21 protein-coding genes and 4 tRNA genes are annotated in these 24,414 nt (G+C 48.8%); 13 read left to right on the top strand and 12 right to left on the bottom strand.

Translation table 11 applies throughout. The annotated features are described in order from the left end of the window. From C8D98_RS01060 to C8D98_RS01035, 7 genes are all read right to left on the bottom strand, one after another. Positions 1 to 762 (bottom strand): MBL fold metallo-hydrolase, encoded by a 762-nt coding sequence (locus C8D98_RS01060; RefSeq protein WP_165871137.1) that lies wholly within the window; start codon positions 760 to 762, stop codon positions 1 to 3. Then, entirely contained in the window at positions 759 to 1,262 is a 504-nt protein-coding gene (locus tag C8D98_RS13670; RefSeq protein ID WP_165871136.1) for a hypothetical protein, read from the bottom strand. The genes C8D98_RS01060 and C8D98_RS13670 overlap by 4 nt, the downstream gene beginning before the upstream one ends. Then, positions 1,259 to 3,817, bottom strand: a complete 2,559-nt coding sequence (gene mutS / locus C8D98_RS01055) for a DNA mismatch repair protein MutS (RefSeq protein WP_132871230.1) — start codon at positions 3,815 to 3,817, stop codon at positions 1,259 to 1,261. Before mutS ends, C8D98_RS13670 begins: the two co-directional genes overlap by 4 nt. A gap of 11 nt (positions 3,818 to 3,828) precedes the next feature. Beyond that, the gene (locus C8D98_RS01050; protein ID WP_132871228.1) at positions 3,829 to 4,818 is read right to left on the bottom strand and encodes a tetratricopeptide repeat protein; all 990 of its coding nucleotides are present in this window, start codon (positions 4,816 to 4,818) and stop codon (positions 3,829 to 3,831) included. A gap of 8 nt (positions 4,819 to 4,826) precedes the next feature. Further along, positions 4,827 to 5,126, bottom strand: coding sequence for a LapA family protein (locus tag C8D98_RS01045; protein WP_132871226.1), 300 nt, complete (start codon positions 5,124 to 5,126; stop codon positions 4,827 to 4,829). Then, positions 5,123 to 5,632 carry an HIT family protein gene (locus C8D98_RS01040; protein ID WP_132871224.1) on the bottom strand — a complete coding sequence of 170 codons (510 nt, stop codon included), beginning with the start codon at positions 5,630 to 5,632 and terminating at the stop codon, positions 5,123 to 5,125. The genes C8D98_RS01045 and C8D98_RS01040 overlap by 4 nt, the downstream gene beginning before the upstream one ends. A gap of 80 nt (positions 5,633 to 5,712) precedes the next feature. Continuing rightward, a complete protein-coding gene (locus C8D98_RS01035; protein WP_132871222.1) occupies positions 5,713 to 7,206 on the bottom strand; it encodes a sensor histidine kinase in 1,494 nt (497 codons plus the stop codon). Between the two features lie 113 nt (positions 7,207 to 7,319). Between C8D98_RS01035 and C8D98_RS01030 the strand changes: the two genes are divergently transcribed. Further along, a complete protein-coding gene (locus tag C8D98_RS01030; RefSeq protein ID WP_132871220.1) occupies positions 7,320 to 8,120 on the top strand; it encodes a GGDEF domain-containing protein in 801 nt (266 codons plus the stop codon). Between the two features lie 131 nt (positions 8,121 to 8,251). Here the strand turns inward: C8D98_RS01030 and groL are convergent, their stop codons facing one another. Continuing rightward, positions 8,252 to 9,895 (bottom strand): chaperonin GroEL, encoded by a 1,644-nt coding sequence (groL, locus tag C8D98_RS01025; protein WP_132871218.1) that lies wholly within the window; start codon positions 9,893 to 9,895, stop codon positions 8,252 to 8,254. Between the two features lie 37 nt (positions 9,896 to 9,932). Further along, positions 9,933 to 10,226 (bottom strand): co-chaperone GroES, encoded by a 294-nt coding sequence (gene groES, locus C8D98_RS01020; RefSeq protein ID WP_132871216.1) that lies wholly within the window; start codon positions 10,224 to 10,226, stop codon positions 9,933 to 9,935. Positions 10,227 to 10,525: 299 nt separating this feature from the next. Between groES and leuC the strand changes: the two genes are divergently transcribed. The 6 genes from leuC to C8D98_RS00990 all read left to right on the top strand — a co-directional run bounded on the left by leuC (position 10,526) and on the right by C8D98_RS00990 (position 19,347). Next, a complete protein-coding gene (gene leuC / locus C8D98_RS01015) occupies positions 10,526 to 11,920 on the top strand; it encodes a 3-isopropylmalate dehydratase large subunit (protein ID WP_132871214.1) in 1,395 nt (464 codons plus the stop codon). A 2-nt stretch (positions 11,921 to 11,922) separates the two neighbouring features. Then, positions 11,923 to 12,525 carry a 3-isopropylmalate dehydratase small subunit gene (gene leuD, locus C8D98_RS01010; protein ID WP_132871212.1) on the top strand — a complete coding sequence of 201 codons (603 nt, stop codon included), beginning with the start codon at positions 11,923 to 11,925 and terminating at the stop codon, positions 12,523 to 12,525. A gap of 244 nt (positions 12,526 to 12,769) precedes the next feature. Next, positions 12,770 to 14,833, top strand: a complete 2,064-nt coding sequence (gene glyS / locus C8D98_RS01005) for a glycine--tRNA ligase subunit beta (RefSeq protein WP_132871210.1) — start codon at positions 12,770 to 12,772, stop codon at positions 14,831 to 14,833. A gap of 16 nt (positions 14,834 to 14,849) precedes the next feature. Further along, positions 14,850 to 17,471 (top strand): pyruvate, phosphate dikinase, encoded by a 2,622-nt coding sequence (gene ppdK / locus C8D98_RS01000; protein WP_132871208.1) that lies wholly within the window; start codon positions 14,850 to 14,852, stop codon positions 17,469 to 17,471. A gap of 68 nt (positions 17,472 to 17,539) precedes the next feature. Next, on the top strand, positions 17,540 to 18,991 hold the full coding sequence (locus C8D98_RS00995; protein ID WP_132871206.1) for a two-component system sensor histidine kinase NtrB: 1,452 nt from the start codon (positions 17,540 to 17,542) through the stop codon (positions 18,989 to 18,991). A gap of 2 nt (positions 18,992 to 18,993) precedes the next feature. Further along, on the top strand, positions 18,994 to 19,347 hold the full coding sequence (locus C8D98_RS00990; RefSeq protein WP_132871204.1) for a response regulator: 354 nt from the start codon (positions 18,994 to 18,996) through the stop codon (positions 19,345 to 19,347). 107 nt (positions 19,348 to 19,454) lie between these two features. Here C8D98_RS00990 and C8D98_RS00985 read toward each other — a convergent pair whose 3' ends face one another. From C8D98_RS00985 to C8D98_RS00975, 3 genes are read right to left on the bottom strand one after another with little or no spacing between them, the layout of a single operon-like run. Continuing rightward, entirely contained in the window at positions 19,455 to 19,769 is a 315-nt protein-coding gene (locus tag C8D98_RS00985) for an EscU/YscU/HrcU family type III secretion system export apparatus switch protein (protein WP_132871202.1), read from the bottom strand. A gap of 17 nt (positions 19,770 to 19,786) precedes the next feature. Next, the gene (locus C8D98_RS00980) at positions 19,787 to 21,064 is read right to left on the bottom strand and encodes an aspartate aminotransferase family protein (RefSeq protein ID WP_132871200.1); all 1,278 of its coding nucleotides are present in this window, start codon (positions 21,062 to 21,064) and stop codon (positions 19,787 to 19,789) included. Beyond that, the gene (locus C8D98_RS00975; RefSeq protein WP_132871198.1) at positions 21,064 to 21,849 is read right to left on the bottom strand and encodes a DUF72 domain-containing protein; all 786 of its coding nucleotides are present in this window, start codon (positions 21,847 to 21,849) and stop codon (positions 21,064 to 21,066) included. Before C8D98_RS00975 ends, C8D98_RS00980 begins: the two co-directional genes overlap by 1 nt. 130 nt (positions 21,850 to 21,979) lie before the next feature. Here C8D98_RS00975 and C8D98_RS00970 point away from each other — a divergent pair. The 6 genes from C8D98_RS00970 to clpP all read left to right on the top strand — a co-directional run bounded on the left by C8D98_RS00970 (position 21,980) and on the right by clpP (position 24,312). After that, positions 21,980 to 22,053, top strand: a tRNA-Arg gene (locus tag C8D98_RS00970). Positions 22,054 to 22,065: 12 nt separating this feature from the next. Next, positions 22,066 to 22,138, top strand: a tRNA-His gene (locus C8D98_RS00965). An 18-nt stretch (positions 22,139 to 22,156) separates the two neighbouring features. Continuing rightward, positions 22,157 to 22,237: transfer RNA gene (locus C8D98_RS00960), tRNA-Leu, on the top strand. Positions 22,238 to 22,250: 13 nt separating this feature from the next. Beyond that, a tRNA-Gly gene (locus C8D98_RS00955) sits at positions 22,251 to 22,323 on the top strand. Between the two features lie 53 nt (positions 22,324 to 22,376). Continuing rightward, entirely contained in the window at positions 22,377 to 23,723 is a 1,347-nt protein-coding gene (gene tig, locus C8D98_RS00950; protein WP_132871196.1) for a trigger factor, read from the top strand. A 1-nt stretch (position 23,724) separates the two neighbouring features. Continuing rightward, positions 23,725 to 24,312 (top strand): ATP-dependent Clp endopeptidase proteolytic subunit ClpP, encoded by a 588-nt coding sequence (gene clpP / locus C8D98_RS00945; protein WP_132871194.1) that lies wholly within the window; start codon positions 23,725 to 23,727, stop codon positions 24,310 to 24,312. Positions 24,313 to 24,414 lie beyond the last annotated feature (102 nt).

The raw sequence follows: 24,414 nt of genomic DNA, 5'->3' as shown, positions 1-24,414 counted from the left end.
TTACAGGGAGACGCCTGTTCTGGGCGTCTCTTTCCTTAACACAGAAGTGTCTATATTGAATTTATCCCGACAGTATTTCGCATAGCTCTCAAGCAGTTCATAGTCGTTGTTCTCCTCGCTCACATGTGCCAGAAAGACCTTGCCAAGCCCTGTGTCGCATATTGAGCTGAGGATCTTTACGGCATCCTTGTTCGAGAGATGCCCTTTCTGTGAGGCAATGCGCTTTTTCAGATAGAGGGGATATTTGCCCTGCTCCAGCAGCTTCGGTTCGTAGTTGGACTCAAGCACGAGCACATCACAGCAGCACAGGAACTTTTCCACCTCTTTGGATACAACGCCAAGGTCGGTTGCGAAGGTCACAACCTTTTCCGAAAAGCTGAAACGATAGCCAAGAGGTTCACGGCTGTCGTGGTTTATGTCGAACGGGATAACTGAAAGCCCGCTGACATCATATTCACATCCGCCTTTAAGCACATAGATATGCGCCGCATGCCCCACCGCTGAGTGGAGAGCCGATGCGGTTCCCTCGCTGGCGAATATTTTAGGGGAGAACTTGTTTATGAAGGGTTTCAGACCGCTGACGTGGTCGTGGTGTTCGTGGGTGATATAAAGCTGTATCTCTTTGCCCTGAAAGCGGGAAATATCCACACTGGCTTTGATGCTCTTCATGGTGACACCGCAGTCCACAAAGACAACTCTGTCGTCAAACTCCAGAAAATAGCAGTTGCCGGAACTGCCGGACGATATGCAGTTGAATGTCATGCTATGCTGAACCTGCGGAAAAATAGCATGAAATAGAGCGCAACTGCGCAGAAGGCATAGGTGTTGCCCATTCCGTTCAGAAAGCCCAGCCAGAGGAAAAATATAAGCAGATAGAGCAGGGAGTTCGTCCATCTGACGGACTGCCTTATCCTGTTGAAGAACATAAGAAAAAGAAGAGATATACATATAGCCGCTATTGCGATGTCTGCCTCCTGACCGGATGCGCCGTAAACCAGAAGAACCAGCACCGCAACAGTGCCCAGAAAAAGCGTCAGAAGGTTGGAAAAAGGGGAATCTGCGGAGAAAACCGAAGCGTTAACCAGTCTTTTCGATGCTATTTTAGCAGTGAGGGAGAGTACGGCTGTCAGGATCATCAGTTTGGAGTCAGCATCAGCTGTGAACATAGCCGCCAGAGGAACCCAGAAGGGTATAGAGGCGAAAGCCACACAGACTGTCAGAAGCGGGTTCGAGTAGAAACCGAAAAACCTGCTCAGTGTCATTCCTTTTCTGCCTTTTCTTTCATTGCCGCCAGAACGTTCAGAGCCATAAGGGGCGTGATGCTGTTCAGGTCGAGTTTGCGCAGTTCGTCCACAACAGGGTGGTCGTCGAAAACAAGCATGGTCTGAACCACTCCGCCTGTGTCCTTTCCGCTCTTTGCGGCGTTTGCTATACCATTGGGTGAAAGCTCATTCTTTTCAAGGTTTTTTAATATTGCGTTAGCACGGGTGATAACCTTTTTGGGCAGTCCCGCAAGCTCGGCAACGTGTATTCCGTAGCTCTTATCCGCCGTGCCTTCAACGACCTTGCGCATGAAGATAAGCTCGCCCTTGTGTTCAAGAACCTGAGTTGCAAGGTTTTTGACTCCTGAGCCTGTGCGGGCGATGTCGGTTATTTCGTGGTAGTGGGTGGCGAAAAGCGTTTTAGCCTTTATTTTGTCAGCTATGTATTCGGCGATTGACCAGGCGATTGATACGCCGTCGAATGTGGACGTCCCTCTGCCTATTTCATCAAGTATCAGAAGCGACCTTTCGGTGGCGTTGTTCAGGATGTTGGATGTTTCCACCATCTCCACCATAAATGTTGATTCGCCTCCGGCGAGGTTGTCGCTGGCTCCCACACGGGTGAAAATCCTGTCCACAAGGCCGATCTCGGCGGATGAGGCGGGGACGTATGAGCCTGTGTGAGCCATAAGCGTTATCAGTGCGCACATGCGCAGGTAGGTCGATTTACCGGCCATGTTGGGGCCGGTTATGATAGAGAGTCTGCTGTCGTCCGTGTTCATCTCTATGTCGTTGGGAACGTAGCTTGTGCGTATGTTCTGCTCAACGACGGGGTGTCTGCCGTCTTTGATTATAATCCCATCGGAGTCGGTGACGTGGGGCTTTGAATAATTGTTCTTAACGGCGGCCTGCGCAAACGACAGAAGCACGTCCAGCTCAGCCGCAATGGCCGCTGAATTTCTGATACGCTGTGCGTTCTCGGCAATTTTCAGCCTGATACCCGTGAATATCTCATATTCGAGGGCAAACAGCTTTGAATCGGCGTTGAGAATCTTGTCCTCAAGCTCTTTAAGCTCAGGGATTATGTATCTCTCGCCGTTCACTATCGTCTGTTTGCGGATGTATGTATCGGGCACTTTGTCCAGTGCACCCTTTGAAACTTCAATGTAATAGCCGAACACCTTGTTGAATTTTACCCGCAGGGTACTGATTCCCGTTGAGGTCTTCTCACGGGCTTCAATTTTCATCAGGATGTTCCTGCTGTTCTCTTTTATGTCTTTCAGCTCATCAATCTCGGCATTGTAGCCTGTGCGGATTATTCCGCCTTCGGAGAGTGTGGCCGGAGGATTGTCGTCAATTGCGGAATCTATAAGACCTGTGAGGTCTTCCAGTGCGTCGAAGCTTTCGGCAAGTTCGTTTATAAGCGGATTGTCACAGCTCTGGAGCATGTATTTCAATATGGGGAAGGTTCTGGTCGAGTTCTTAAGCCACACAAGGTCTTTTGCGTTGCATCTGTTGGCGGCTATGCGGGTTGCGATACGTTCAACATCGTAAACACCTGAGAGCTGCTCCCTCAAACCGTCTGCAATGTCCTGTCTGTTTATGAAAAATTCGGCTATCTCCTGCCTTCTGCGGATGGCCTCCACGCTGCGCAGGGGATTCAGCAGCCATTTTTTAAGAAGACTTGAGCCCATTGTCGTCTTAGTATGATTCAGAACGGAATATAGGGTGTTGTCCTCAGAACCGTCACGGCTGTTTTTTACCAGTTCCAGAGTGGATGATGCCACGCTGTCCAGATATACCCTTTCCTCGTCCGTCACCAGACGGGGCTTCAGGAGTTTAACATCAAGCATTACCCTGTTCAGATGTCTTATCGCCATGTATATGGGGCATGCGAAAGAGCTGTCGTCCAGTCCCAGAGATTTGAGGGATGCCACGCCGTAATAGTCGGAAACCTCTCTGAGAGCCATGGCCTCCGAGAAATTGCCGGAATATGAAAAATCCTCGCCTTCGGTGACCTTGAAGTTGCGCACTGTCTCTTTTGGGGCATATCTGCTCAGAATATCCCTGAAAGTATCCTCTGTGGCAGGTTCAAGATAAAGCTCGCCTGTGGATGAGTCGGCGAAGGCAAGACGGTAGTTCTTTTCGGATTTGTAGATGCATGCGAAAAAGTTGTTGTCCGATGCGGGAAGTGCCGCCTCGTCAACCACGGTTCCGGGGGTCAGAACCTTAGTTACACCCCTTTTAACGATGCCCTTGGCCTGTGCAGGGTCTTCCAGTTGATCGCAGATGGCAACGTTCAGCCCTGCTCTTAAGAGCTTAACAAGATATGCCTGATAGCTGTGATGGGGAACGCCGCACATTGGCATTCCGTTCTCTTTGTCCTTCTCTCTGCTTGTGAGTGCTATGCCCAGAATTTTTGATGCAGTGACAGCGTCGTCGCCGAACATTTCATAGAAATCGCCCATGCGGAAGAAGAGAAGGGAGCCCCGATGCTTCTCCTTCATCTCATAGAACTGCTGCATCATCGGGGTAATTTTTTCAGGTCTGTCCATTCAGGACCCCTTTAAACAGGTTTAAGCGTTTCGAAAGAGTGACACGTTTTGCATGTGTCGGAATAGTCCTTCGCTTTTGCTCCGCAAGACCTGCACTGATAGAAATCAGCTTTTTCAAGAACCATGGCCAGCATTGCGTTATGCTCAATGGAGAGCGAAGCTCTGGCGATGATCTTTGTGGGGCCGAAGTTTTTGACATATCTGTCGATGAAAGCCTGTGCCTTCTCCTTGTTGCCTGTTGAAAGGTAGCGGGAGATGACATAGGTATAGTTGAACGGGTTGTCGGAACCCGCATTGATTCGTTTAAGACAGTGGCGAACAAGCCACTCGAACTTCCCTTCGTCAAAAAAGATGGTCTGAAACTTCATCATATCGTGGTGGGTTGCGGTGAGGTCGTCCTGAATGAACGATTCGATCTCCTCCACAGCCTTTGCGCCTCTGCCTTCCAGCAGGTGCTGGTCGATGAGAGCCATGCGCAGAACTCTTGACTTGGGGATATATTTCAGTGCGTTGGCGAAACATTTTGAGTAGCCGTCTTTTTTGTCAGCCAGAACGCAACGGTAGTAGCAATAGCCTATTTCGTTGTCCAGATTCATTCCCGTCATACGGGCAAGGGACTTATAGGTGTTGGCGGCCTCGTCGAAATCGCCGGTCTCACGCAGAGCCTTTGCCTTGAGCAGGATACCGTCTGTGTCGGATGTCATTTCCAGCTGTTTTGCGGCTCTTTTGTAGTTGCCTGCGGCAAACATTATCTTGCCCAGCTCAACGTTCAGCGTGCGCTTGGTGTGGCTGTCCACATCATCACTGCTGAGAATTGTCTCGATTATGTATGAAGCCTTCTCGAACTGACCGAGCTTTTTGAAAACAAGTCCGGCGGTGTAGTAGGCTTCGATACGTTCCTTATTGTCCATAACCGCACTTTTAAGGTAAGAAGCGGCCTTTTCATAGTTGCCCTCAGTGAGAGCGGAGAGTCCTTTTAAAAAATCTGTGCTGTATTTCATACGGATACCTAGTCCATTTTATCCATAAAGGGGATGTTGCGCAGGCGTTCCAGTTCGTCTTCCTGCTTTTTAACCTGCTTTTTCAGCTGACCTATCTGGTGTGACATTTTGAATCTGTCCAGATAATACATTAGCGTGGCGAGAACAACGCCGAAGAGCATTGAACCCAGAACAACTATGAACAGCGGCATTTTAAGAGTGGGTGCGCCGAAGAAATATTTCACTTCAACGGTGTTCACATTCATAATGGCGAAAACTATAATCACCAGTGTAACTGCTATTTTAATAAGTCCTGCTATGGCTCTCATGCTTTTGTCTCCTCGTCGAACGCTTTTTTCAGTTTGTCATATGTGTCTGCGATATGCTCGGAAATGACCCTTGTTTCGGCCAGAACGGGCATAAAGTTGGTATCGCCGACCCATCTGGGCAGAACGTGGAAATGGATGTGCTGGCTGATTCCCGCACCTCCGGCTCTGCCGAGGTTGAAACCTGTGTTGAACCCTTCGGGGTTGAACACCTTTTTGAAAACTTTTATTGTGAGCTTAACGAGCTGCATCAGCTCGAGTGTCTCTTCGTCTGTCAGTTCTGTCAGGTCAGATGTGTGTTTGTAGGGAATCACCATGCAGTGGCCGTTGCTGTAGGGGTATAGGTTCATGATGACAAACGCCGTCCTGCCTCTGTGGAGTATCAGATTTTCTTTGTCTGTCTGCTGTTTGGGTTTTGTGCAGAAAATGCATCCCTCGTCCTTTCCGCCCAGTTTGGAGATGTATGCCATTCTCCAGGGAGCCCACAGCTTCTTAATGCCTCTTTGCATGTATTCTCTCAAAAAAAGACTTTGCTTATATTCTTATAGCAGGTTGAGACCTGTTTATCAATACCGAGGATTGGTGGAAATTACATATCCGCCGTGTCCTTTGTGGGCAGAGCGATGCTGAAAACGGTGCCTTTGCCCTGTTCGGATTCGAATGAAATCCGCCCCTTATATCTGTCGGTAAGTTCTTTAACAATGTAGAGGCCTATGCCTGTACCGTTCTGTTTAGTGGTGTAAAACTCGTTGAAAATCATGCTGCGGGTGCTCTGGGGGATTCCTGCACCGTTATCGCTTACGGATATTACTGTTTCTCCGCCCTCTCTGCGTGCGGAAAGGCGTATTTCAGGATTGTCGTTGTCCTCGACAGCTTCCGAGGCGTTCCGCAGAATGTTCATGAAAATCTGCTCAAGGTGAACGGGGTTTGCATTGATGTATCCCAGCCCTTCGCCGATGTCGGTTATGAAGGGTATCTCCGTCCATTTGAACAGGGTTCTGTCGGTGTAGTGGCAGAGATCGTCCATGAATTTGTTCAGGTCTATTATGCTGTTGTGCCTGTCGTCATCAATGCGGGAGAAATTAAGCGTGTTGTCGATGATATCCTTTATCCGTTCCGCATCAGACGCTATCCGCTCGGTGAGTTCCTTCTGATCTTTGCACCTTACCGAAAGAATGTCTGATGAGAGCATTATGGAGTTCAGCGGGTTTTTTATCTCGTGGCTGACAGCGGCGGCAAGGGTGCCTATGGTCATGAGCCTGTCGTTGTGAAGCATGCTCTTGTTTATGCTGGAAACCGTGCGGAATGATTTCCGCAGTGAATATACCATGTAGTTGAACAGACGGGACATCCGCCCGAACTCATCCTCGAAATCAGCGTCAAGCCGCACGTCCAGATTGCTGTTGGCAACCTCCTGCATGGCCTTTTCTATCTTTCTGACGGGAGCCACCACCAGAAACCTTATAAGCACTATCAGCACCACGAACATGACTATATTGGATATAACAAGGATGTTCTTGATGTTCACTGCATCCCGCTCAAGTATCTCGGAAAGATACGTCAGGTTTATGTTTATGTTCAGGTGGCCGAGAACCTGCCCCTCCTCCTCCAGATGGCACTGGTGACACTCCGGGGCGTTGGGTATCGAGGTGTAGTATGACATCACCCTCGTTCCGTTTATGGTGTTCTCTATGAACCCTTCCTCTTTACGGTTTTGAATAATTATGTCTATGTATGACTTATCGTATTTATGAACAAGATCTGGCAGGGTGTCCGTCAGCTTCCACTGGTTGTTGAAAATGTGGACTCCCATGATGTTGTTGTCGTCTTCCAGATGCTGAACCAGCCTGTTTATGGACTGTCTGTCGCCGTTGAGCATGAAGTTGTACAGCGAGTTGAAGATAAGCGAAGGGATACTTTCGATATAATTTCTGGTTATCTGATAGGTCTGCTTTTTAACGTTTTCGCTCATCTGGTGTGCGACAACAAAGCTGAATCCCATCATTATCAGGAAGATGAGTATTGTTATCTTGGCCTGAATGCCGAATTTGCGGTCGATGTACGCCTTTATGTTCATCTGCATATGATGGCAAAAGTGCGCCGAGAAGGCAATATAATTTAGTTTCTACCATTAGTGATAGTCTCTTTATAAGGATTATTGGTTTAAAATTATATTCCTCAAAATACAGGTGTGCTATGAGCAGCAATTCAAACAGGTCAACTATGAGTGTGGTTCAGGAGATGAAGCTGGCGCTTAAAAAAGATATGGCGGCGGCGGTCTTTTCGGGAATGATTCTTTTTATCGCTTTCATGTATTACAAGCCGGTCAGCACCCTTTACGAAATGAGCGGAAGAGAGGGGAGCTATATCGATGTTATGGCGGGATTTCTTTTTTCGTTCTTCATCGTGGTGTCATATTTTTCGCTGAAGCGTCTGGTGGAGATGAAGAGGTTTTTCAAAGAGGCCATGGCTATGTCAAGAATGGACTTTCTGACAGAAGTCTACAACCGCAGGGCTCTTTTTGAGATGCTTGAGCTGGAGTTTAACAAGAACAAGCGGTTCCCCGATGCAAAATTCTGCTTTCTTCTGTTTGATATAGACAATTTCAAAGGAATCAATGACGGCTACGGCCATGCGACGGGTGACACTGTTCTGCGTGAGGTGGCGAAGACGGTTGTCTGTTCGGTCAGAAAGACCGATGTCTGCGGAAGATTCGGCGGCGATGAGTTCGGGGTGATTCTGCCCTATACGGAGCTGAGCAAGGGTATCATTGTTGCGGACAAAATAAAGGAGAACGTTTCAAAACTCATCTTCGGTCCGCTGAGGGAAAGGTTCAGCGTAACGCTCAGCATGGGTGTTGTCGTGGTTCCTGCCGGCAGCGGTGTTGAAACAATGGAACAGCTTGTTGAACATGTGGATAAATATCTCTATACGGCAAAAAGAAGCGGCCGCAACAGGGTTGCAAGTCCGCTTGATGAAATAGCAAAGGGAGCATAGCCCGGTCACTCTGAGCGTAAGCGAAGAGTCTCGTGGCGGTTATCATTATGAATAAAATAAAAAAGGGAGCCTGAAAAGCTCCCTTTGTTTTTAGTTATCTGATCTGCCTGAGCAGTGTAACCCGAATGGGATTACATCATTCCGCCCATGCCTCCCATTCCGCCCATGCCGCTCATATCGGGCATGCCGCCGCCTTTCGCATCGGGGATCTCAGTGATGAGAGCTTCAGTTGTGATCATAAGGCTTGCAACGGAAGCTGCGTTCTGCAGAGCTGAACGTGTAACCTTTGTGGGGTCGATAACGCCGGCTTCGAACATATCCATATATTTCTCAGTTGCAGCGTTGAAACCGTATGTGTTGGATTTTGACTTCTGAATCTCGTTAACGATGATTGCGGGGTCAAAACCTGCGTTTGCAACGATCTGGCTGAGGGGTGATGTAAGAGCTTTTTTGATAAGCTCAACACCAACCTGCTGATCTTCGGAGAGTTTCATTGTGTTCAGGGCTTTAAGAGCACGAACAAGAGCCACGCCGCCTCCGGGGACGATTCCCTCTTCAACAGCTGCTTTTGTTGCAGACAGTGCGTCTTCAACTCTGGCTTTTTTCTCTTTCATTTCAGTTTCAGTAGCTGCGCCCACTTTGATAACGGCAACGCCGCCGGAAAGTTTTGCAAGTCTTTCCTGAAGTTTCTCTCTGTCGTAGTCGCTTGTTGTGTCTTCAGCCTGTTTTTTGATCATGTTCACACGAGCCTGAATGTCTTCAGCGGAACCTGCGCCTTCAACGATTGTTGTGTTCTCTTTGTCCACAACAACTTTTTTCGCACGGCCGAGGTCGTTAAGAGAAACCTGATTGATGTTCATTCCTGTTTCTTCGGAGATAACTTTACCGCCTGTCAGGATTGCGATATCTTTCAGCATTTCTTTTCTTCTGTCGCCGAAGCCGGGGGCTTTAACAGCTGCACAGTTCAGAGTGCCTCTCAGTCTGTTGACAACGAGAGTTGCCAGAGCTTCGCCTTCAACATCTTCAGCGATGATAAGGAAGGGAGCGTTCTGTTTTGCAAGCTGCTCAAGAACGGGGAGGATGTCTTTCATGCTGGAAACCTTGCTCTCAAGGATAAGCAGGTAGGGGTTTTCCAGAACTGTTTCCATGTTCTCGGGGTTTGTTACGAAGTAGGGAGACAGATAGCCTCTGTCAAACTGCATACCTTCGACAACTTCAAGAACTGTATCTGTGGATTTGTTTTCTTCGATGGTGATAACGCCGTCTTTGCCGACTTTATCCATAGCATCGGCGATAATGTTACCGATTTCGAAATCGTTGTTAGCGGAGATTGCTCCGACCTGAGCGATCTCTTTTTTGTCCTGAATGGGTTTGGAGATTTCAGCGAGTCTTTCGATTACAGCGATAACCGCTTTGTCGATGCCTCTTTTGATCTCCATGGGTTTTGCGCCTGCAACAACGTTTTTGATACCTTCGCGGTAGATAGCCTGAGCAAGAACTGTAGCAGTAGTAGTACCGTCGCCCGCAACATCGTTGGTTTTGGAAGCAACTTCCTTAACCATCTGTGCGCCGAGGTTTTCCAGCGGGTCTTTCAGTTCGATCTCTTTAGCAACGGTAACGCCGTCTTTAGTGATGAGGGGTGAACCGAATTTTTTCTCGATAACAACGTTGCGTCCTTTGGGTCCGAGTGTAACTTTAACAGCGTTGGCAAGCTGGTCAACGCCTTTAAGAATCGCATGTCTTGCGTCTTCTGAAAATGTGATTTGTTTAGCCATTGTCTTAAGCTCCTTAAATTAATGGAATATGATGCAATTACTTTGTAACAACACCAAGGATGTCATCTTCTCTCATGATGAGGTAGTCCTGACCGTCAAACTTGATCTCGGTACCTGCATACTTAGCAAACAGAACTCTGTCGCCGACTTTAACGGTCAATTCCATTTTGTTGCCGTTGTCGTATGTGCGTCCGGGGCCAACAGCGATAACTTCGCCTTCCATGGGCTTTTCTTTTGCACTGTCGGGGATGAAGATTCCGGAAGCTGTTTTCTCTTCTGATTCGAAGCGTTTGACAATAATCCTGTCCTGAAGAGGTTTGATTGATGCCATTTGTTTCCTCCATTTACCTTTATTAGTTTTGTTTTAAGAAGTCTTTTTGAAGTTGTTAGCACTCAATAGCTCCGAGTGCTAACAGATGAATATATATAATCGCACAGGCTAAAAATCAAGAGAAAATTGATATCCGGGTGCTAATCCATTTTCCCTTAACTTTGTTAAAGCTAATCAAACTTTATCCTTTACATTTGACATATGCTGATGTATTATGCAGAATCACAAACTGCTATTAACGCAAATCCCCCTTAGTCCCTCTTTGTTTAAGAGGGAGATAAGAGATTAAGGAGAAATATATGGGAAAAAGCCTTTTTCAAAAGGTCTGGGATGCCCACACCGTTCGTGTGCTTCCCAACGGACAGACCCAGCTTTTCATCGGCATGCACCTTATTCATGAGGTAACCAGCCCTCAGGCATTCGCAATGCTGAGAGAGCTTAACATCAAAGTTGCGTTCCCCGAAAGAACGTTCGCAACTGTCGACCACATCATCCCCACGGATGCCGCAGAGCGTCAGAGACCTCTGGCAGACCCCATGGCGGAGGAGATGTTTCAGGCCATCGAGCGCAACACAAGGGAGAACGGAATCACATTCTTCAATCCCGAAACAGAGCGTCAGGGTGTTGTTCACATCGTCGGTCCCGAGCAGGGCGTAACTCAGCCCGGTTCCACAATAGCCTGCGGCGACAGCCACACGGCAACCCACGGCGCATTCGGCGCAATAGCCTTCGGAATAGGCACTTCGCAGGTGCGTGACGTTCTGGCTACCCAGACAATGTCCATCGCTCCTTTCAAAGTGCGCAAGGTCGAGATAACAGGCAAACTTAAACCCGGCGTCTACGCTAAAGACGTTATCCTCTATATAATCAGCAAGCTCGGCGTTAACGGCGGTATCGGATACGCATACGAGTTCTGCGGCGATGTTATCAAAAACATGAGCATGGAATCCAGAATGACCGTGTGCAACATGGCCATCGAGGGCGGCGCACGTGTAGGCTACATCAACCCTGACGAGGTTACATATGAATACCTCAAAGGCAAACCCTATGCTCCCAAAGACTGGGACAAGGCAGTTGCTTACTGGGAAAGCATCAAATCCGATGCTGATGCAGTTTACGATGATGTTGTTACTTTTGCAGGTGAGGCTATAGAGCCTATGGTTACATGGGGTATCACTCCTGAGCAGGCCATCGGCATTTCCGAGAGCATCCCTGCTGTTTCCAACGAGGTCATGGCAGAGGCTCTTGAGTACACAGGCTTTGCCGCAGGCGACAAAATGGACGGCAAAAAGGTGGACGTGGTGTTCATCGGAAGCTGTACAAACGGCAGAATAGAAGACTTCCGTGAGGCCGCTAAATACGCACAAGGCCGCAAAGTGGCAGAGGGCGTGAGAGCTATGGCGGTTCCCGGATCATACAACGTCAAGAAACAGGCGGAGGCCGAAGGTCTCGACAAGATATTCATCGAAGCCGGATTCGAATGGCGTGAGCCGGGCTGTTCAATGTGTCTTGCAATGAACCCCGACAAACTCGTTGGCAGACAGATAAGCGCATCCACATCCAACAGAAACTTTAAGGGCAGACAGGGTTCCGCCACAGGCAGAACGCTCCTCGTCTCCCCCGTTATGGCTGTTGCGGCAGCTGTTACAGGCACCATCACTGATGCCAGAAAAGTATTCGGAATCGGAGGTTGATCATGAGTCTCGGACCTATCAAGCAAGTAGTCGGCAGAGCTGTTCCCGTTCCCGGGGACGATATAGACACAGACCGCATCATCCCCGCAAGATTCCTGAAATGCGTGGTTTTTGACGATCTCGGCGGTCAGCTTTTCTATGACGTGCGTTTCGACAGCGAAGGCAAATCCATCGGACACCCCATCGACAAGCCCCAGTTTGTCGGTGCATCCATAATAATATCCGGCGACAACTTCGGCTGCGGCTCATCCCGTGAGCATGCGCCTCAGGCCATCAAGCGTGCGGGCTTCAACGCCGTAATCGCAGGAAGCTATGCGGAGATTTTCTTCGGCAACTGCACAACGCTTGGCATAGTGTGTGTTGTGGCTGACAGAGCAACCCGTGACGCCCTCATGGCGGATGCAGAGGCCAACCCTTCTGCTGAGATGGTGATAGACGTTGACGCATCAAAGGTCAGATTCAACGGCAAAGAATATGCTGTTGAAATCAAACCCAACGCCAGAAAGGCTTTCCTTGAAGGAAGCTACGACTCGCTGGCGGAACTTCTTAACGGCCTGCCTCAGGTAAAAGAAGTCGAAAAAACACTGAAATACTCTTTCGTTTAATAAATGAGATTGCTTTGTCACTGCGTTGCTCGCAAAGACGTTCAGTCGTCTCTGCGAGCCGCAGGCGAAGCAGTCTGTATTTCTTTTTATATTGCCATATTGATAAATCCTATCTCTGAAACCCGTGCCTGATGAACAACCCACAAATTCTTGCATCTTATATATATAAGGGTATAAACTTCTTGAAATTATCTGAATCTATTGTAGGATGCTAGGTCTAAAATAATCATGTTCAGGTGTTAAAATGCCCGATTTTCTGCTTGAAATAGGTAGCGAAGAGATACCGGCGGGTTTCATCAGCGGAACCAGCGAATACCTTGTTAAAGAATTTACAAAAAGACTTACTGAAGAGGGAGTTCCGTTTGCATCTGTCGAATCTGACGGCACACCCAGAAGAAGCTATATACACATCACGGGACTGAGCGGGAAACAGCCCGACCGTGAAGAGATAATAATGGGTCCTCCTGCGGCTGTGGCTTTCGATTCCGAAGGCAGACTGACAAAGGCCGGAGAGGGTTTTGCTAAGTCCAAAGGTCTGGACTTTGACACTCTGAAAAAGGAGAGCACCGAAAAGGGCGAATACCTGAGCGGTGTTAAAAAGACCAAAGGCGTTGACACGGCGGAGCTTTTCGAAACACTCGTTCCCGCTGTTATCAAAGGCATCCCCTTCAAAAAATCCATGAAATGGGGCGACGGCACTTTCAGATATGCCAGACCTGTCCACTGGTTCCTTGCGCTGTTCGGCGGAAAGGTCATCAAGTTCGAGATCGACGGAATTAAGAGCGGCGATTTCACTATGGGGCACCGCATACATTTCAACACGGAGTTTCCCGTTAAAGATTTCGCAGACTATATGGCTGTGCTTGAAAAGGCCAGAGTGATAGTCTCCACCGAAGCCAGAAAGGAGCTTGTGAGAAAGCAGGTAGCTGAAATTGAGAAACAGACAGGCTACGTTGTGGATCTTGACGAAGGGCTTCTGGATACAGTTGCCGGACTTGTGGAATATCCCGTTTCGCTGATGGGCGAGTTTGAAGAGAAATATCTTGCCCTCCCCGCAGAAGTGCTCATCACTTCCATGAAAAACCACCAGAAATATTTCTATGTTGCGGATAAAACAGGAAAACTTGTGAACAAGTTCATAGGTGTCTCCAACACCGAACCCAAAGATGCGGCTGTGGTTAAAGCAGGCTACGCAAGGGTTCTGCGTGCCAGACTGGCAGATGCGGCGTTCTTCTGGGAGAAGGACAAGGCATATCCTCTGGAAAACCACGTTGAAGCACTTAAGAGCGTTACATATCAGGAGAAACTCGGCACATCCTATGCGAAAATGGAGCGTTTCCGTGCTCTTGCCGTATATTTTGCCGAAACCTTCGCACCTGCGGCAAAGGCCGATACCGACCGTGCGGCTTATCTCTGCAAGGCCGACCTCCTCAGCTCAATGGTATACGAGTTCCCCGAACTTCAGGGTATCATGGGCAAGACCTATTCAAAACTTCAGGGCGAGAATGAGACTGTGGCAACAGCCATAGACGAACACTACATGCCCAGATTCGCAGGGGACGCACTGCCTTCCACAGAGGCCGGAGCATTCGTTTCAATGGCGGACAAACTGGACACCATCGTAGGCTGTTTTGCAGTGGACCTTATCCCCACGGGAAATCAGGATCCCTATGCCCTGCGCAGAAACGCCATCGGTATACTGAACATAATCCGTCAGAGAGGTCTGAGAGCCGACATCCGCACACTGGTTGAGAAGAGTGCGGACATACTGACAGGGTTCATAAAATTTGATAAAGCTAAAACTGTGGATGCTGTTAACGACTTCATAACACAGCGTTTCCGCCAAATGCTCACAACAGAGGGGCTGGCTGCGGACTGTGTTGACTGTGCAGCGAGCATTTCAGGTGATATAATCACTGTAGAAAAGGCAGCAAGAGCTCTTGCCCGGTACAGGGAGACGGCTGAGTTTGCAAGCATCGCAGCAGGCTACAAGCGTATCAACAACATCCTTAAAAAGAGCGGACATACCGGAACGGAATATGATGCGTCTCTTTTTGAGTCCGACTTTGAGAGGGAACTGGCGGAACTTATCGAAACTAAGTCTGCCGGTATTAATAGAGAGGTGAGTGAAGAGAACTTCACTGAGGCGATGACTCAGCTACTGACCTTCAGCGGCCCTGTTGACCGCTTTTTCGACAACGTCATGGTTATGGCGAAGGATGAAAAGGTTAAGGAAAACAGATTAAGCTTGCTTAACCGTCTGATAGGTCTGTTCAACAGGCTGGGCGATCTGACAAAAATCATATGACAGGGGGTCTATCGTAATGAGCGCCAAATGGGTTTACTTCTTCGGTAAAGACCGCACGGAAGGGGACGGCAAAAACAAAAACCTTCTCGGCGGAAAGGGGGCTGGTCTGGCTGAAATGACCAGTATAGGAATTCCCGTTCCTCCCGGTTTTACCATCACCACGGAAGCGTGCGTACAGTTTTACAAAGACAACAAAAACTATCCCGCAGGACTGTGGGATCAGGTTCTTGCGGCTCTGGCGACACTTGAGACCGCAATGGGCAAAAAATTCGGGGACATCGAAAATCCCCTTCTGGTTTCAGTACGTTCCGGTGCAAGGGTTTCAATGCCCGGCATGATGGATACTGTTCTGAACCTCGGCCTCACCGACGAATCGGTAAAAGGTCTTGCAAAATCTTCCGGCAACGAAAGATTTGCATACGACAGCTACAGAAGATTCATCCAGATGTTCTCCGACGTGGTGCTCGGCATAGGCCATCACCAGTTCGAACATATCCTTAAGGATATGAAGAACGCCAGAGGAGTGAAAGAGGATACCGAGCTTAACGCAGCGGACATGAAAGAGCTTGTTGAGAAATACAAGGCTCTGGTTCTCAGCGAAATAGGCAGACAGTTTCCTCAGGATCCCAAGGAACAGCTTAAATATGCAATCGATGCGGTCTTTGACTCATGGAACAACCAGAGAGCCAAGACCTGCAGAAAGATAAACAAAATGTCCGACGACTGGGGAACAGCGGTCAACGTTCAGTCCATGGTTTTCGGAAACATGGGCGACGACTGCGGAACAGGCGTTGCGTTCACCCGTGACCCCTCCACAGGCGAAAAGGTCTTCTTCGGCGAATACCTTGTAAATGCTCAGGGTGAGGACGTGGTCGCCGGTATCAGAACTCCCGAACCCATTGCGAAACTCCAGACGGCTATGCCCGAAGTTTTCGGACAGCTCGAAGAGGTCTACAAGAAACTGGAGAACCACTACAAGGACGTTCAGGACATTGAGTTCACCATCGAAAGAGGCACGCTCTACATGCTCCAGACCAGAACAGGCAAAAGAACTGCCAGAGCGGCTGTTAAGATAGCCTATGACATGGTTCAGGAAGGGCTTATCGACAAGAGAACTGCAGTTCTCCGTGTTGCGCCCGAGCAGGTGGATCAGCTTCTTCACCCCATGATAGATACTTCCATCAAATACGATATCATCGCAAAGGGTCTCCCCGCATCCCCCGGTGCGGCTGTGGGCAAAGCGGTTTTCTCTGCTGAAGATGCGGAGAGCTGGGCAGCTCAGGGCGAAAAGGTAATCCTTGTAAGGGCTGAAACTTCACCCGAAGACATCGGCGGTATGCACGCCGCTCAGGGTATCCTCACAGCCACAGGCGGTATGACCAGCCATGCGGCGGTCGTTGCCAGAGGAATGGGTAAATGCTGTGTCGCAGGCTGCGGCGCAATCAGAATAAACGAACACCAGAGATTGTTCACCGCATCCGGAGTCACAATTAAAGAGGGTGATATACTCACAATCAACGGCTCCACAGGCGAGGTTATCGTCGGTGCGGCAAAACTTATCGAGCCTGAGCTTTCAGGCGAGTTCGCAGAGATTCTCACATGGGCTGACACCTTCAGAACACTGGGAGTAAGAGCCAACGCAGACACGCCCCACGATTCTCAGGTTGCCCGTGAGTTCGGCGCAGAGGGCATCGGTCTCTGCCGCACGGAGCACATGTTCTTCGACGGCAACCGTATAGACGCTGTTCGTGAGATGATCCTTGCTGATAACGAAGAGGGACGCAGAAAGGCTCTGGCAAAGGTCAAGCCATATCAGAAAGAGGACTTCCTTGGTCTGTTCACCGCAATGGAAGGGCTGCCCGTAACTATTCGTCTGCTTGATCCCCCCCTTCACGAGTTCATCCCCCACAACGATGAGGAGATAGACCGTGTTGCCAAGGCGTCCGGAGTTTCAGCTGAGCATCTCAAGGCGAAGGCCACCGAACTGCACGAGTTCAACCCCATGCTCGGCCACAGAGGCTGCCGTCTGGGTCTGACGTATCCTGAGATATACGAAATGCAGGTCTATGCCATCTTCGAGGCGGCATGTGAGCTGGTTAAACAGGGCAAGGTAGTCAAACCCGAGGTTATGATTCCTCTTGTCGGCTCATACAAAGAGCTTGAAATCCTTAAAGATATGACAAACGAAGTGGCTCAGGAGACCATCGCACGCTACGGCGTTAAGCTGGACTACCTCGTGGGCACAATGATAGAGCTTCCCAGAGCGGCACTGACAGCGAACGAGATAGCCGAGCATGCTCAGTTCTTCTCATTCGGCACAAACGACCTCACCCAGACAACTCTGGGCGTAAGCCGTGACGATGCCGGAAAGTTCCTGCCAATCTATGTTGAAAAGGGTATCTTCAAAGAAGATCCTTTCGTTTCAATAGATGTCAGCGGCGTAGGCCAGCTCGTTGAGATGGGCGTCAGCAAAGGACGCAGTGTCAGACCCGACCTTAAAACGGGCATCTGCGGCGAACACGGCGGCGACCCCGATTCAATCGCATTCTGTCAGAAGGCGGGGCTCAATTATGTGAGCTGTTCGCCCTTCAGGGTTCCTGTCGCAAGGCTTGCTGCGGCACACGCTGCACTTAAGTAAACCGTAAACAGGGGAACACAGCAATGTGTTCCCCTATTTGATTAAATACACACAACCGGAGCATCCAGATGGGACGTTCGGCAACTCAAGATCTGCTTGGATTACTTGAATCTGTCCTGCAAACCGAGATCAAGGGCATTCTGGTTCGGGATACTGAGGGGATAATCCTTAATTCCGGCAATATCTCGTCCGAAATGACCGAATTCAGCGTTGTTGCGGGCGGCTGTGCTGCGTCCGTTTTTACAGAGAAGCAGATATTTCCTTCCGAAGCCCAGGCAGAGAGCCTGAAAAGAATAATAAACATCTATGCTTATGCTCCTTTCGGAGCGTCACTTTCCAGAGTTGTGGCCAGTGCCAAGATTCTGGAGACCATTACCAACAGAAAAAATCTGGACGAGGTCATGCATCAGCTCGTTTCGTCCATAATCATAAACGGTCAGTTCTATAAGGCCGGAATAATGTTTCTGAACGAAGCCCTGCTTGAACTCAGGGGCGGGATATACTGCAACAGCGATATGAAGATAGATATAACCCGTTTCAGAAATATGAAATTTGTCTTTGAGAGCAAAAATAAGCTGTCGGATATAATGTTTTTCGATAAAACGGATACTCTGGATCTGGGTTCATCCGACGAGTATGAGCCGCTGAGAAGATATTTCTGCAATGACGTGCTGGTGACATCATTGGGAATAGGCGGCAAACCGATAGGGGTGCTTATCGTCTGCAAGGGCGCATATTCCAGAGCGGACAAGGATGCGGTAAGGCTTTTCGGCAACATCTGTTCGCTGTCCATAGAGTATTTCCGCACCATGAAGCGGCTTGAGCTGGTTCAGTCCGAGCTTGACGATGCAAAAAAGGCTTCCTCAAACAGCGACAACCTTATGCAGATAGGCAGTCTGTCGGCCACCGTTGCCCACGAGATGCGAAACCCGCTGATAGCTATAGGAGGTTTTGCAAAGCGTCTTGAAGCGTCTGTTTCCGGAGAGGCGGCTGAATATCTGAAAATTGTGCAGTCCGAAACTGCCAGACTCGAAAAACTGGTGGAGGATATCCTCTCATACACCAAGCGGACTGAAATAATTTATGAAAAAATCAATCTAGTGCTTTTTATTGACGAAATTATGGTACTATTGAAAAATTGTTTTGCACTTGAACAGATAAATATTGTTGTAAATATCCCCGATGGGTTATATGTTGATGCAGACAGGGATAAACTCCGTCAGGTGATAATGAATATAATTACCAACGCTGTTCAGGAGATGTCCGAAGGCGGGGATCTTATTATCGGTTCTTCCGAAAGCAAAGGCTATGTCACGGTCAGTTTCACCGACACTGGACAGGGCGTTCCCCCTGAGATGAAAGAGAGGATATTTGAACCATTCTATACAAGGAAACGAAACGGCACGGGACTGGGGCTGGCATTATGCAGAAAGCTGATGCGGGCTCATGACGGAGACATTTATGTTTCCGATGCCGCCAAGGGGGCGGTTTTCACCCTTGTGCTGCCCAAGAGAGGATAGGGATGAAGAGAATACTGATTATCGATGACGAACAGCATATCCGTGAGCATTACTGCAAACTGCTTACCGATAAGGGCTTTCATGTTGATACCGCAGAGAACGGAACCAGCGGTCTGGCAAAATTCCGTGAGGGCGAATATGACCTCGTGCTCCTTGATGTAAACATGCCGGACAAGTCGGGTCTGGAAGTGCTCAAAGAGATAAAAGGCATAAAGGATTCGCAGGTGGTCTTCCTGCTGACAGCATATGAAGAGTATAAGAGAAACTTCGCATCACTCTATGCGGAGGAATATTTTACAAAAGATAAGAAGATAGAGATTCTGCTCAGAAGAATCAACGAGCATTTAGAGGGATGATGGATTGCCGTCATCCTGAGCCTTTGGGCGAAGGATCTCATTATTTAATGTAAATCCCCATTAATCCCCCTTTGTCAAAGGGGGAGATAAAACTGAGAGTCAAAAAACTAACTGCCGTTTTGCTGGCTGGCGGGCGCATTTGCCTGTGCGGCCTTCTCTTTCAGCTTTCCGTTTATCTTGTACAGCTCGGCCAGCAGTGCCGCCACAACCTTGTACAGTTCCACAGGTATATCGTCGAACAGGTCGAGAGTTGACAGAGCCTCAACAAGGTCTTTATCCTCTTTGATATAAACCCCGTGCTCCTGCGCCTTTGCAATGATATTTTCCGCCACGGCTCCCTTGCCCTTTGCGATGAGCTTCGGAACCTTGTCCTCTTTGTCGTCATATCTTATGGCGGCGGCTTTTTTTCTTATATAAGCCAAGTCAACCTCTTAAGAGGCTATATCATTTCGAAAGACTTCCTGTATGCCTCTGTAAGTTTACTATTCGTCATTTCGTCCAAATGCATAAATGAAAATGCACCGCCTGCATGCATTGTGAAAACATTGTTCAGGAGCATTGCCGCCTTGAACAGGTTCTCTCTGTCCTTGTCGGTGTGGGTCATGATCACCTGCGGGGTGATGGTTTCGAATCTTGCATCAAGGAAATGTACACAGAAGAAAGAACCGAATCCTGTTACGTATGCAGGATAGGGCAGGTCTTTTGTCATTGCGGTGAGCTTCTGTCTGAAGTCCTCCCCCGCCTTGTTCAGTTTATCATAGTCGGCGGTTTCAAGGTCTTTCAGCGTTTCGATGCCCACACACATGGCCACGGGATTAGCGGAATAGGTTCCGCCGCCCACGAAAAGCTTCTGTTTTGTTATGATGTCCATAACGTCCCTGCGTCCGCCGTAGATGCCGATATGTATCCCGCCTGCCGCTGCCTTGCCGAAGGTGAAAAGATCGGGCTTAACCCCAAGCAGGGGCCATATACTGCCCCATCTGAACCGGAAGCCTGTGATAACTTCGTCAAAGATGAGCAGTGTGCCTGTGAGATCGCAGAAATCACGCAGAAGTTTCAGATATTCAGGGGCGGCTGTTATGCCTCCGCCGGAACCCATCATGGGTTCTATAATGATTGCCGCAGTCTCCTCGCTGTGTGCACGGAGTATCTCTGCGGTTTTTTCAATGTCATTGTAGGGAACGGCCACTGTTTTCTGGCCTTCGGGGCCTGAGCTTTTGGCGAACGGGGGAACTACACCCGTTGAAAGAACGGAATTGCCGCCGTGCCAGCCGCCTTCGGCCTTTATTATGACGTGTCTGCCGGTGAAAGCACGGGCAACACGGGTGACGTACATTGTGGCCTCTGTGCCTGAGGTGCAGAAGCGCATGGACTCAAGCTCCGGAATTGCTCTTTGGACAAGCTCGGCATATTCGATCTGGTATCTGTTCAGTGTGCCGTGGTGAACACCTGCGGCCAAAGCCCGCTCCATCCCCCGTTTCTGGGCATCGCTTCCGTGACCCAGAATGTTGGCGTAATGTCCCATCCACAGGTCGATAAGCTGATGTCCGTCAGCGTCTGTCATATAAATTCCTTCGCATCTGTCGGTTACGACGGGGAAGGGCGGGTGGTTCCGGATATCGTGGCAGACACCGTTGGGAAAGAGTGTTCTGCTTTTTTCATAAAGCTCTTTGGACTTTTTGAATTTTGCAGTGTACTTATCGAAAATAATTCCCATCACTTGCCTTCTGTGAGCATCTTTCTGAGGTCTATAGCGTTTGCAGCCGCACTTCCCATTGCTGAGTTGCAGAATGAAACGAATACCGAGCTTGAAACCGATGTGACCACATCGATATCTTTTTTTAATTTTTCAAGCTGTTTAAGGCTGTAGCGATAGTTCAGGTCACGCTTCTGAGGAGTCTCCCACTCGGGGCTTTTGCCGTAGAGCCTGAAATATGCCATGTTGCTGTAAGCCTTAACGGAGTAGGGTGCAAGTCCTGCCGTGGGCGGGAACTCGGCGTTGATAACGCCTACGCCGTTCTCTTTAAATTCTTCCTGAAATTTTTGTCTTGCCCAGCCTCTGTTCGCCAGCTCAACGAAAAAGGGTCTGTCGCTGAATGTGTCACGCAGACGCAGGATGTGGTCGAAGTTGGCTCTTGAGGGTGTGAAGCCGTTGTAGAAATCTGCAAAGTAGGCTTTGACCCTGTTATATATAGGATTAAGTCCGCTTTTGAATCTGTCCGCATCCTCTTTGACCGGAGTCTCCTTGAGGAATCTTTTGCCCAGACGGACAGAGATGGCCAGATCATCGGAGCCGTTCTCCGCTATGTTTGCGGTGATCTCTTCTGTGGGGTCGTTATAAAATGTGAAAGTAAGTTCAAGGAAATCAATTCCCTTATCACGGCTGTAAAACTTCAGCATCTGCTCGTTGGGGAACTGTTCCGGATAGAAAGTTCCCAGCCAGTCGTCGAATTTATATCCGGCGGTGCCGATGTAAACAGGGGTATCATTGTATAATATCATCTTAAACCTCGTGTAGACTGTAATATGCTGTTTTTAATTTCAAATCAAGGAGTAATATAAGAAAGCTGTAAATTAGCTATTGACTTATAGAATCTCTTTTGATAAGTTTCGTGATTCGTAAGACCGATACGCGCCCATAGCTCAACAGGATAGAGCAACGGACTTCTAATCCGTAGGTTTGAGGTTCGAGTCCTCATGGGCGCGCTTTCTTTCATGGTGGCTGTAGCTCAGTCGGTAGAGTACAGGATTGTGATTCCTGTTGCCGCGGGTTCGATCCCCGTCAGCCACCCTTTATATGACCGGTTTAGCGAGTGTGGCGGAATTGGTAGACGCGCTAGACTTAGGATCTAGTGTCCTAGGCGTGGGGGTTCGAGTCCCTTCACTCGCATATCATACCTTCCGCGGGTGCAGCTCAACTGGTGGAGCACGACCTTCCCAAGGTTGAGGTTGCCGGTTCGAAATCGGCCACCCGCTTAAAAATCCAAATTAGTCAATTATATTCTTGTATAGATTCCAAGGAGATTACAATGAAAGTTACTGTAGCGGACAAAGAAAAGTCACAGAAAGAACTCAGTGTGGAGATTCCCGCACAGGTCTATAAAGACACCTTCGAAAAAGAATTCGATAAAGCAGCAAAAACAGTTAAAGTTGCAGGTTTCCGTCAGGGCAAAGCTCCCAAGGACGTTGTTCTGAAAGAAAAAGGCCACGCTATCCGTGTTTATGCTCTTGAGCACGTAATAAACGAAGCTGTTAAAAACGCCATCGAAGAAAACGGCATCAGAGCTATGGGTCAGCCCGAAGTTAAAGACGTTAAATTCGAAGACGACGATTCACCCATCACTTTCAAAGTATACGTTGACGTTTTCCCCACATACGACATAGAGAAGTTTTCCGGCTTCGAGTTTACAAAAGAGATCAACTCTGTTGAAACGGCAGACGTTGACAACGTTCTGGACAACCTCCTTAAGCGTCAGGCGGCTTTCGAGCCCGCAGAAGGCCCAGTTGAAAACGGCTGTGTTGCTGTAATCGACTTTGAAGGCAAGCTGAACGGAGAGATTATTCCTCAGGCATGCGCAAAGGAATATCCCCTTGAGATAGGTTCCGGCAACTTCATCCCCGGATTCGAAGAGCAGGTAATCGGCATGAACAAAGGCGAAGTTAAGGATATCACCGTAACTTTCCCCGAAGCATACCATGAAAAATCTCTGGCAGGTCAGCCCGTTGTTTTCACAATCACCCTGCATGAAGTAAAAAAGAAAGCCGCTCCCGCTCTGGACGACGCTTTCGCAAAAAGCATCAACGAAAAATACGAAACTGTCGATGCGCTGAAAAAGGCTATTGAGGCAGATCTTAAGTCTGAAGCTGAAGACCTTTCAAAAGACGCACTTTACAACGCAATCCTTGATAAATTAATTGAAGAGAACCCTTTTGACATTCCGGCTGTCATGGTAGTAGAGCAGGCGGAAAAACTCGCCGAGCAGACCCTTCGTCAGTACAGCATGTACGGAATGAACCCCGAGCAGTTCGGCCTGAACAAAAAGAAACTCGCCGAACAGCACATGGCCAACGCCGAGAGACAGATCAAAAGCGCTCTGGTCATCAATAAGATTTCCGAAAAGAACAACATCAATCCCACTGACGAGGATGTTGAAAAGGCAATCGCAGAATATGCGGAAAAATTTGAGAGATCAGTTGATGAGTTCAAAAAAGAGCTGGAGCAGTACGGCGGCATCAACTCTTTCAGAAACACTGTGTTCACCAACATGGTCTACGACTATCTGACTGCTAATAACAAAATCGCCGAAAAAGTTATCAGCAAGGCCGAGAGAGATGCCAAAATAGCCGAGGCATCACAGGCGGCCAAGGAAGCGTAACATGAGCTATTACATCCCTTATGTCATAGAGCAGACAGGAAGGGGAGAAAGGTCATACGACATTTACTCCCGTCTGCTTAAAGACAGGATCATATTTCTGGGCTCTCAGGTGGAGAGCGGAATTGCGAACTCCATCATTGCCCAGCTGCTGTTTCTTGAAGCGGAAGACCCCGACAAGGATATCTTCCTTTACATCAACAGCCCCGGCGGAGTCGTCACCGACGGTCTCGCCATCCTTGATACAATGAACTACATCAAACCGGATGTATCCACAATCTGCATCGGTCAGGCGTCCAGCATGGGCGCAGTGCTCCTTGCAGGCGGCGCAAAAGGCAAAAGGTTCGCCCTGCCCAACGCCCGCATAATGATCCATCAGGTTCTGGGCGGTGCTCAGGGTCAGGCAACGGACATAGAGATCCATGCGAAGGAGATCCTTCGTGTGAAAGCCGTTCTGAACGGAATCCTTGCAAACGCAACGGGCAAGAAACCCGATCAGGTTGCGGCTGATTCCGACAGAGACAACTTTATGACGGCTGCCGAGGCTAAAGAGTACGGTCTTATAGACGATGTATTCACCAAGAGGGCTTGAAATATCTGCGCCTGTTCCTATGTTGGTGTAGATAAACAATCCCATTGGGGCACAGACGGATGTCTGCGCTGAAACCTGCCGGAGTTTAAGCTCCGGTCGGCA

It is taken from the genome of Seleniivibrio woodruffii (genome assembly GCF_004339245.1).
Classification (GTDB): Bacteria; Chrysiogenota; Deferribacteres; order Deferribacterales; family Geovibrionaceae; genus Seleniivibrio; species Seleniivibrio woodruffii.
The sequence above is the reverse complement of the archived record's forward strand: the minus strand, read 5'-3'. Positions and strand labels throughout refer to the sequence as shown.

What these genes read in the sequence shown, in the direction of transcription:
- C8D98_RS01060 (WP_165871137.1), bottom strand. Translation starts at nt 762, where the DNA reads ATGACATTCAACTGCATATCGTCCGGCAGTTCCGGCAACTGCTATTTT.
- C8D98_RS13670 (WP_165871136.1), bottom strand. Translation starts at nt 1,262, where the DNA reads ATGACACTGAGCAGGTTTTTCGGTTTCTACTCGAACCCGCTTCTGACA.
- mutS (WP_132871230.1), bottom strand. Translation starts at nt 3,817, where the DNA reads ATGGACAGACCTGAAAAAATTACCCCGATGATGCAGCAGTTCTATGAG.
- C8D98_RS01050 (WP_132871228.1), bottom strand. Translation starts at nt 4,818, where the DNA reads ATGAAATACAGCACAGATTTTTTAAAAGGACTCTCCGCTCTCACTGAG.
- C8D98_RS01045 (WP_132871226.1), bottom strand. Translation starts at nt 5,126, where the DNA reads ATGAGAGCCATAGCAGGACTTATTAAAATAGCAGTTACACTGGTGATT.
- C8D98_RS01040 (WP_132871224.1), bottom strand. Translation starts at nt 5,632, where the DNA reads ATGCAAAGAGGCATTAAGAAGCTGTGGGCTCCCTGGAGAATGGCATAC.
- C8D98_RS01035 (WP_132871222.1), bottom strand. Translation starts at nt 7,206, where the DNA reads ATGCAGATGAACATAAAGGCGTACATCGACCGCAAATTCGGCATTCAG.
- C8D98_RS01030 (WP_132871220.1), top strand. Translation starts at nt 7,320, where the DNA reads ATGAGCAGCAATTCAAACAGGTCAACTATGAGTGTGGTTCAGGAGATG.
- groL (WP_132871218.1), bottom strand. Translation starts at nt 9,895, where the DNA reads ATGGCTAAACAAATCACATTTTCAGAAGACGCAAGACATGCGATTCTT.
- groES (WP_132871216.1), bottom strand. Translation starts at nt 10,226, where the DNA reads ATGGCATCAATCAAACCTCTTCAGGACAGGATTATTGTCAAACGCTTC.
- leuC (WP_132871214.1), top strand. Translation starts at nt 10,526, where the DNA reads ATGGGAAAAAGCCTTTTTCAAAAGGTCTGGGATGCCCACACCGTTCGT.
- leuD (WP_132871212.1), top strand. Translation starts at nt 11,923, where the DNA reads ATGAGTCTCGGACCTATCAAGCAAGTAGTCGGCAGAGCTGTTCCCGTT.
- glyS (WP_132871210.1), top strand. Translation starts at nt 12,770, where the DNA reads ATGCCCGATTTTCTGCTTGAAATAGGTAGCGAAGAGATACCGGCGGGT.
- ppdK (WP_132871208.1), top strand. Translation starts at nt 14,850, where the DNA reads ATGAGCGCCAAATGGGTTTACTTCTTCGGTAAAGACCGCACGGAAGGG.
- C8D98_RS00995 (WP_132871206.1), top strand. Translation starts at nt 17,540, where the DNA reads ATGGGACGTTCGGCAACTCAAGATCTGCTTGGATTACTTGAATCTGTC.
- C8D98_RS00990 (WP_132871204.1), top strand. Translation starts at nt 18,994, where the DNA reads ATGAAGAGAATACTGATTATCGATGACGAACAGCATATCCGTGAGCAT.
- C8D98_RS00980 (WP_132871200.1), bottom strand. Translation starts at nt 21,064, where the DNA reads ATGGGAATTATTTTCGATAAGTACACTGCAAAATTCAAAAAGTCCAAA.
- C8D98_RS00975 (WP_132871198.1), bottom strand. Translation starts at nt 21,849, where the DNA reads ATGATATTATACAATGATACCCCTGTTTACATCGGCACCGCCGGATAT.
- tig (WP_132871196.1), top strand. Translation starts at nt 22,377, where the DNA reads ATGAAAGTTACTGTAGCGGACAAAGAAAAGTCACAGAAAGAACTCAGT.
- clpP (WP_132871194.1), top strand. Translation starts at nt 23,725, where the DNA reads ATGAGCTATTACATCCCTTATGTCATAGAGCAGACAGGAAGGGGAGAA.